A 6,897-nucleotide genomic window follows, 5' to 3' on the forward strand; every position below is an offset into this window, starting at 1 on the left:
TATCCACATTTGAATTTTTAATTATTCACATCTATGTGTGTAAAAATCAACACTATATATAGGTTTATCACAAGTTACCCACAACTTATCCCCAGAATGTGCATAAGTACGAATGTTCGTCTTGACATTTTGATAAAAATATTAATAATCTGTGGATAAGTTTTCAGAAAAATCCAACAAAACTTAGAACTTTTAATAACTTAGCTTTTTTGTGGATAAGTGAGCATAGGTGAAAAATTTCGACAAAAAAAGAGTGTCTGAAAACTTGTTTTGAGACACTCTTTTGCGACGAGGATGGTGGCATTTTAATGTGACCACCGCAGGAGCAATAATTGCTATGAAATATTTATTAAAAAGCAAAGGGATGTCCAAAAAAATTTAGGACCCCCCTTTAATTACCTAGCACTTTATCTTTACTACCTTATTACCAACTTTTTAACTCTTTTCCTGGCACACCATTCATCGATAATTCCCCACGTACACCTGCTTCATACATATACGAAGCGGCAGCGCCAATCATTGCTGCATTATCTGTGCATAACTTTAGCGGAGGAACTGTAAATGCAATTCCTTCTTGCTCAAAGACTTGTTCCAAACTTGTGCGTAAACCTTTATTAGCAGAAACTCCGCCTGCTGCAATGACTTGTTTTACATTATATTCTTTCGCTGCTCTCAACGTTTTTGTTGTTAATACTTCTACAACACTCTCTTGGAAACCTCGTGCAACATGTGCAGGGTTAATTTCCTCGCCACGTTGATCCATATTATGTTTATAATTAATAACAGCTGATTTTAATCCACTAAAACTAAAATCGTAACTATCCTCTAACCAAGCACGAGGAAACTCAACTGCTTCATCCGCTTCATGTGCTAAGCGATCAATATGTGGTCCACCTGGATATGGCATCTTAAGTACTCTTGCTACCTTGTCATATGCCTCGCCAGCTGCATCATCACGTGTTTCCCCAATTACTTCAAAACTACCGTGTTCTTTCATTAATACTAATTCTGTATGACCACCAGAAACTACAAGGGCTAAGAGTGGAAATTGCATTGGTTGTACCAAAGCATTTGCATAGATATGACCTGCAATATGGTGTACCCCAATAATCGGTAAGTTATGAACAAATGCAAACGCCTTTGCAGCATTAATACCGATTAATAAAGCACCTACTAATCCTGGCCCTTCTGTTACTGCAACCGCTGTTAAATCTGAAGGCTGCATATTTGCCTTTTCTAAAGCTTCTTCAATTACTATGGTAATTTGTTCTACATGATGTCGTGATGCGATTTCAGGAACGACACCACCAAATCGTTTCTGACTCTCAATTTGTGACGCAACAACGTTTGAGATGATTTCTGTTCCATTACGAATAATTGCTGCTGCTGTCTCATCACAACTTGTCTCTATTGCTAATATTATTGTATCTTTCATTGTAAATTCACCCACATGACAAGAGCATCCTCTTGATTATCTGTATAATAACCTTTTCGTATACCGCCATCTTGAAATCCTAATTTACGATAAAGGTTTTGCGCAATTATGTTTGAAACACGCACTTCCAAACTTAATACTTCCACACCGCGTTCTTTTGCAACTTTTATTGCCTCACGCATTAATCCTTCACCAATCTTTTGACCACGAGCAGATTCGATTACCGCAACATTTGTAATTTGAGCTGAATCAATAATTACCCACATACCACAAAATCCAATAATATTACCATCATTAGCTTCTGCTACTATATAGTAAGCATTTGGATTCTCTCTCATCTCATAGTGAAAAGAATCAAGTGTCCAAGGTGTAGGAAAAGAAGCTAGCTCTATTTGATGAACTGCCTCCACATCTTCTGGTGTCATTTTTCGATAATGTACCATATTACTGATTTCCTCTCTTTTGTTCCTTGATCCATTCCGCTTCTGCTTGGGCAATACGATGATATTTTGGGACAAAAGAATGTATTTCTTCTACACTTGGTAACGGCTCATTTTGTACAAGTTCAATTAATTTTGAGGCTCTTGGTAATTGTAAACTTGTTGGAGCAAAGTAAGCTAGTTCTCCTAAGCACTCAACGATTTTTTCTTTAAAAATTGCTACATCCAATCCAACAAACATTACTGGTTTACTCATTTCCTTGAGTTTCTCTAATAATTCATCGATGGAAATATGTTGTTCTTCGATGACAGTTTCTGATAAATTCTCTGTATAAGAAGCTGCATATACGTTTTGTCTTCTTGCATCAAATAATGAGCAAATAATTCCATTAAATAATTGAGCATTTGCAGCTAACACTTTTAAGCTAGATACACCAACAACAGGTTTTTTTAATGACCACGCAATTGTTTTAGCAACTGTCACTCCAATTCGAAGTCCAGTATAAGAACCTGGTCCTTCCGAAACTGCAATTCCATCTATATCTGAAGGTTTTAAATTAACCTTTTCTAATAATTCTTGAATCGTTGGCATTACTGTTACTGAATGGGTTAATTTTAAATTTTGTACGATTTCTATTAATACTTGACCATCTTTTACAACCGCAATTGATAACGGTGCATTTGAGGTTTCAATTCCTAACCAAATCATTTTCCTAATAACTCCTCACACATTCTTTCGTAATGGGCTCCAAAAGGTTTTAAAACAAATAGCCTTCTATCCCCATCTCTCCGAAAAATCTCAATTGCTAACCGTTCATCAGGTAAAACATCTTCTATTAAATGTGCCCATTCAACTATCGTGACCGCATCACCAAAAAAGATTTCATCCCAACCAAGATCTTCGTCACTATCTTCTAAACGATAAACATCTAAATGATTAAACGGTAGTCTTCCTTCATATTGTTTCATAATTGTAAAGGTTGGACTATTTACAGTTCTCGTTATTCCGAGCCCTTTTGCAAATGATTGAGTAAAAGTTGTTTTTCCTGCACCAAGATCTCCCTCAAGTGTAATTGTATCTTGAGCACCAACTAATTGCGCTAAATTATTTGCCAAGTTTTGAGTCTCTTCCAATGAATTAATTTCTATTTGAAATTCCATAAACGATTTTCCTCTCACAATCACATTACCATTAGTTTACCTAAAGTATCACAAATGTTCAAAATGTAATACCTAAAATAAATGAATAAAGCACATCACAAGCCATTGTAGTGAATGTGATGTGCTCTTTATTCAGTAGTTTAATGACGTTTAGCGTTATGAATTTATAGATAATTCATAATCAATACTACTACTGCAGCAATTACAATAAAAAGTAATGTATATAAATTTCTACGATAACGTTGCCGATTCATAAAACCACCTCTAGGAAAAAGACATTACTATTCCTAATAATATGCGTTTTTCTTTCCATGTGATTTTACTTTTGACTAAATGAACTCATTAAAAAAACACCACTAGAGTTTAGTGGTGGTTTTTATTTGCCTAGCAACGTCCTACTCTCACAGGGGGAAGCCCCCAACTACCATCGGCGCTAAAGAGCTTAACTTCCGTGTTCGGTATGGGAACGGGTGTGACCTCTTTGCCATCATCACTAGACTTGTACATGGATGTACTGGCTTCGCCGTTGCAACATGGATGTTGCGCTCTTAGGCGAAGTTCCTATTTCATTGTAGAGAGCTTGTTCTCTCAAAACTGGATAAAGACATTGACTAACGACCATTCAAGTTAGTGGTTAAGTCCTCGATCGATTAGTATTCGTCAGCTCCATGTGTCGCCACACTTCCACCTCGAACCTATCTACCTCATCGTCTTTGAGGGATCTTACTTACTTACGTAATGGGAAATCTCATCTTGAGGGGGGCTTCATGCTTAGATGCTTTCAGCACTTATCCCGTCCATACATAGCTACCCAGCGATGCCTTTGGCAAGACAACTGGTACACCAGCGGTATGTCCATCCCGGTCCTCTCGTACTAAGGACAGCTCCTCTCAAATTTCCTACGCCCACGACGGATAGGGACCGAACTGTCTCACGACGTTCTGAACCCAGCTCGCGTACCGCTTTAATGGGCGAACAGCCCAACCCTTGGGACCGACTACAGCCCCAGGATGCGATGAGCCGACATCGAGGTGCCAAACCTCCCCGTCGATGTGGACTCTTGGGGGAGATAAGCCTGTTATCCCCGGGGTAGCTTTTATCCGTTGAGCGATGGCCCTTCCATGCGGAACCACCGGATCACTAAGCCCGTCTTTCGACCCTGCTCGACTTGTAGGTCTCGCAGTCAAGCTCCCTTGTGCCTTTACACTCTACGAATGATTTCCAACCATTCTGAGGGAACCTTTGGGCGCCTCCGTTACCTTTTAGGAGGCGACCGCCCCAGTCAAACTGTCCACCTGACACTGTCTCCTACCCCGATAAGGGGTACGGGTTAGAATTTCAACACAACCAGGGTAGTATCCCACCGACGCCTCCCTCGAAGCTGGCGCTCCGAGTTCTCTGGCTCCTACCTATCCTGTACAAGTTGTGCCAAAATTCAATATCAGGCTACAGTAAAGCTCCACGGGGTCTTTCCGTCCTGTCGCGGGTAACCTGCATCTTCACAGGTACTATAATTTCACCGAGTCTCTCGTTGAGACAGTGCCCAGATCGTTACGCCTTTCGTGCGGGTCGGAACTTACCCGACAAGGAATTTCGCTACCTTAGGACCGTTATAGTTACGGCCGCCGTTTACTGGGGCTTCAATTCAGAGCTTCGCTTACGCTAACCCCTCCTCTTAACCTTCCAGCACCGGGCAGGCGTCAGCCCCTATACGTCACCTTACGGTTTTGCAGAGACCTGTGTTTTTGCTAAACAGTCGCCTGGGCCTATTCACTGCGGCTCTCTTTCGAGAGCACCCCTTCTCCCGAAGTTACGGGGTCATTTTGCCGAGTTCCTTAACGAGAGTTCTCTCGCACACCTTAGGATTCTCTCCTCGACTACCTGTGTCGGTTTGCGGTACGGGCACCTCCCGCCTCGCTAGAGGCTTTTCTTGGCAGTGTGAAATCAGGTACTTCGCTCTTAAAGAGCTCCCCATTACAGCTCAACGTTACAGGAAGCGGATTTGCCTACTTCCACGCCTTACTGCTTGGGCGTGCACAACCAATCGCACGCTTACCCTATCCTACTGCGTCCCCCCATTACTCAAACGGCGGGGAGGTGGTACAGGAATATCAACCTGTTGTCCATCGTCTACGCCTGTCGGCCTCGACTTAGGTCCCGACTAACCCTGAGCGGACGAGCCTTCCTCAGGAAACCTTAGTCATACGGTGGATGGGATTCTCACCCATCTTTCGCTACTCATACCGGCATTCTCACTTCTAAGCGCTCCACCAGTCCTTCCGGTCTGACTTCAACGCCCTTAGAACGCTCTCCTACCACGTGCATCTTAGATGCACATCCACAGCTTCGGTGAATCGTTTAGCCCCGATACATTTTCGGCGCAGCGTCACTCGACCAGTGAGCTATTACGCACTCTTTAAATGATGGCTGCTTCTAAGCCAACATCCTGGTTGTCTAAGCAACGCCACATCCTTTTCCACTTAACGATTACTTTGGGACCTTAGCTGGTGGTCTGGGCTGTTTCCCTTTTGACTACGGATCTTATCACTCGCAGTCTGACTCCCGTGTATAAATATCTGGCATTCGGAGTTTGTCTGAATTCGGTAAAGCGAGATGCCCCCCTAGTCCAAACAGTGCTCTACCTCCAGTATTCTCATCACGAGGCTAGCCCTAAAGCTATTTCGGAGAGAACCAGCTATCTCCAAGTTCGATTGGAATTTCTCCGCTACCCACACCTCATCCCCGCACTTTTCAACGTGCGTGGGTTCGGGCCTCCAGTGAGTGTTACCTCACCTTCACCCTGGACATGGGTAGATCACCTGGTTTCGGGTCTACGACCACGTACTCTTTCGCCCTATTCAGACTCGCTTTCGCTGCGGCTCCGTCTTCTCAACTTAACCTTGCACGTAATCGTAACTCGCCGGTTCATTCTACAAAAGGCACGCTATCACCCATTAACGGGCTCTAACTACTTGTAGGCACACGGTTTCAGGTTCTATTTCACTCCCCTCCCGGGGTGCTTTTCACCTTTCCCTCACGGTACTGGTTCACTATCGGTCACTAGGGAGTATTTAGCCTTGGGAGATGGTCCTCCCGGATTCCGACGGAATTTCACGTGTTCCGCCGTACTCAGGATACACTCAAGAGAGAATGGACTTTCGATTACAGGGCTTTTACCTTCTATGGCGGATCTTTCCAAATCGCTTCGCCTAATCCATTCTTTTGTAACTCCATATAGAGTGTCCTACAACCCCAAGAGGCAAGCCTCTTGGTTTGGGCTATTCCCGTTTCGCTCGCCGCTACTCAGGGAATCGAATATTTTCTTTCTCTTCCTCCAGGTACTTAGATGTTTCAGTTCCCTGGGTGTGCCATCATGACGCTATGAATTCACGTCAAGATACTGCTCCATTACGAGCAGTGGGTTCCCCCATTCGGAAATCTCCGGATCAAAGCTTACTTACAGCTCCCCGAAGCATATCGGTGTTAGTACCGTCCTTCATCGGCTCCTAGTGCCAAGGCATTCACCGTGCGCCCTTAATAACTTAACCTAAAAGTTAGTTACACTTCTCAAACAGAGAAGATTTTAAGAACTTACACTCAATCAATTTTGTCTCGACAAAATTGCCGTCCAGATTTTGAATTTTATAAATGTCTGCTATGCAGATGTTTATAAAATTAACTCCTCTCAAAATCTGTGACATCCGTCGGAGACTAATCATATTTAGCGTTAGCTAAATATTGAATGCTTGAATTTTGTTTGTTGCTATCAATGTCGTTTTATCCAGTTTTCAAAGAACAATATAAAGAAAGTCCTATTAATGTCTAGCTCCAAACACCAGCTGACACGTCTACTTCAGTCTT

General features: G+C 42.7%; 4 protein-coding genes and 2 rRNA genes. All 6 read right to left on the bottom strand.

Going from position 1 to position 6,897, the window contains the following annotated elements; all coding sequences use genetic code 11:
* Positions 1-424: 424 nt before the first annotated feature.
* On the bottom strand, positions 425-1,435 hold the full coding sequence (gene tsaD / locus NKR20_RS16365) for a tRNA (adenosine(37)-N6)-threonylcarbamoyltransferase complex transferase subunit TsaD (RefSeq protein WP_253427647.1): 1,011 nt from the start codon (positions 1,433-1,435) through the stop codon (positions 425-427).
* Positions 1,432-1,878, bottom strand: coding sequence for a ribosomal protein S18-alanine N-acetyltransferase (rimI, locus tag NKR20_RS16370; protein WP_253427649.1), 447 nt, complete (start codon positions 1,876-1,878; stop codon positions 1,432-1,434). Before rimI ends, tsaD begins: the two co-directional genes overlap by 4 nt.
* A 1-nt stretch (position 1,879) precedes the next feature.
* Positions 1,880-2,584 carry a tRNA (adenosine(37)-N6)-threonylcarbamoyltransferase complex dimerization subunit type 1 TsaB gene (gene tsaB / locus NKR20_RS16375; protein ID WP_121214344.1) on the bottom strand — a complete coding sequence of 235 codons (705 nt, stop codon included), beginning with the start codon at positions 2,582-2,584 and terminating at the stop codon, positions 1,880-1,882.
* Positions 2,581-3,036 (bottom strand): tRNA (adenosine(37)-N6)-threonylcarbamoyltransferase complex ATPase subunit type 1 TsaE, encoded by a 456-nt coding sequence (tsaE, locus tag NKR20_RS16380; protein WP_253427657.1) that lies wholly within the window; start codon positions 3,034-3,036, stop codon positions 2,581-2,583. The genes tsaB and tsaE overlap by 4 nt, the downstream gene beginning before the upstream one ends.
* Before the next feature lie 382 nt (positions 3,037-3,418).
* Positions 3,419-3,534 (bottom strand): 5S ribosomal RNA (rrf, locus tag NKR20_RS16385).
* A 132-nt stretch (positions 3,535-3,666) separates the two neighbouring features.
* Positions 3,667-6,584 (bottom strand): 23S ribosomal RNA (locus NKR20_RS16390).
* Positions 6,585-6,897: the final 313 nt, after the last annotated feature.

The sequence above is a fragment of the Ureibacillus endophyticus genome (genome assembly GCF_024159215.1).
Lineage (GTDB): Bacteria > Bacillota > Bacilli > Bacillales_A > Planococcaceae > Ureibacillus > Ureibacillus endophyticus.

Bases quoted from the DNA above. Each gene is read 5' to 3' on its own strand.
- tsaD (WP_253427647.1), bottom strand. From the start codon at position 1,435: ATGAAAGATACAATAATATTAGCAATAGAGACAAGTTGTGATGAGACA.
- rimI (WP_253427649.1), bottom strand. From the start codon at position 1,878: ATGGTACATTATCGAAAAATGACACCAGAAGATGTGGAGGCAGTTCAT.
- tsaB (WP_121214344.1), bottom strand. From the start codon at position 2,584: ATGATTTGGTTAGGAATTGAAACCTCAAATGCACCGTTATCAATTGCG.
- tsaE (WP_253427657.1), bottom strand. From the start codon at position 3,036: ATGGAATTTCAAATAGAAATTAATTCATTGGAAGAGACTCAAAACTTG.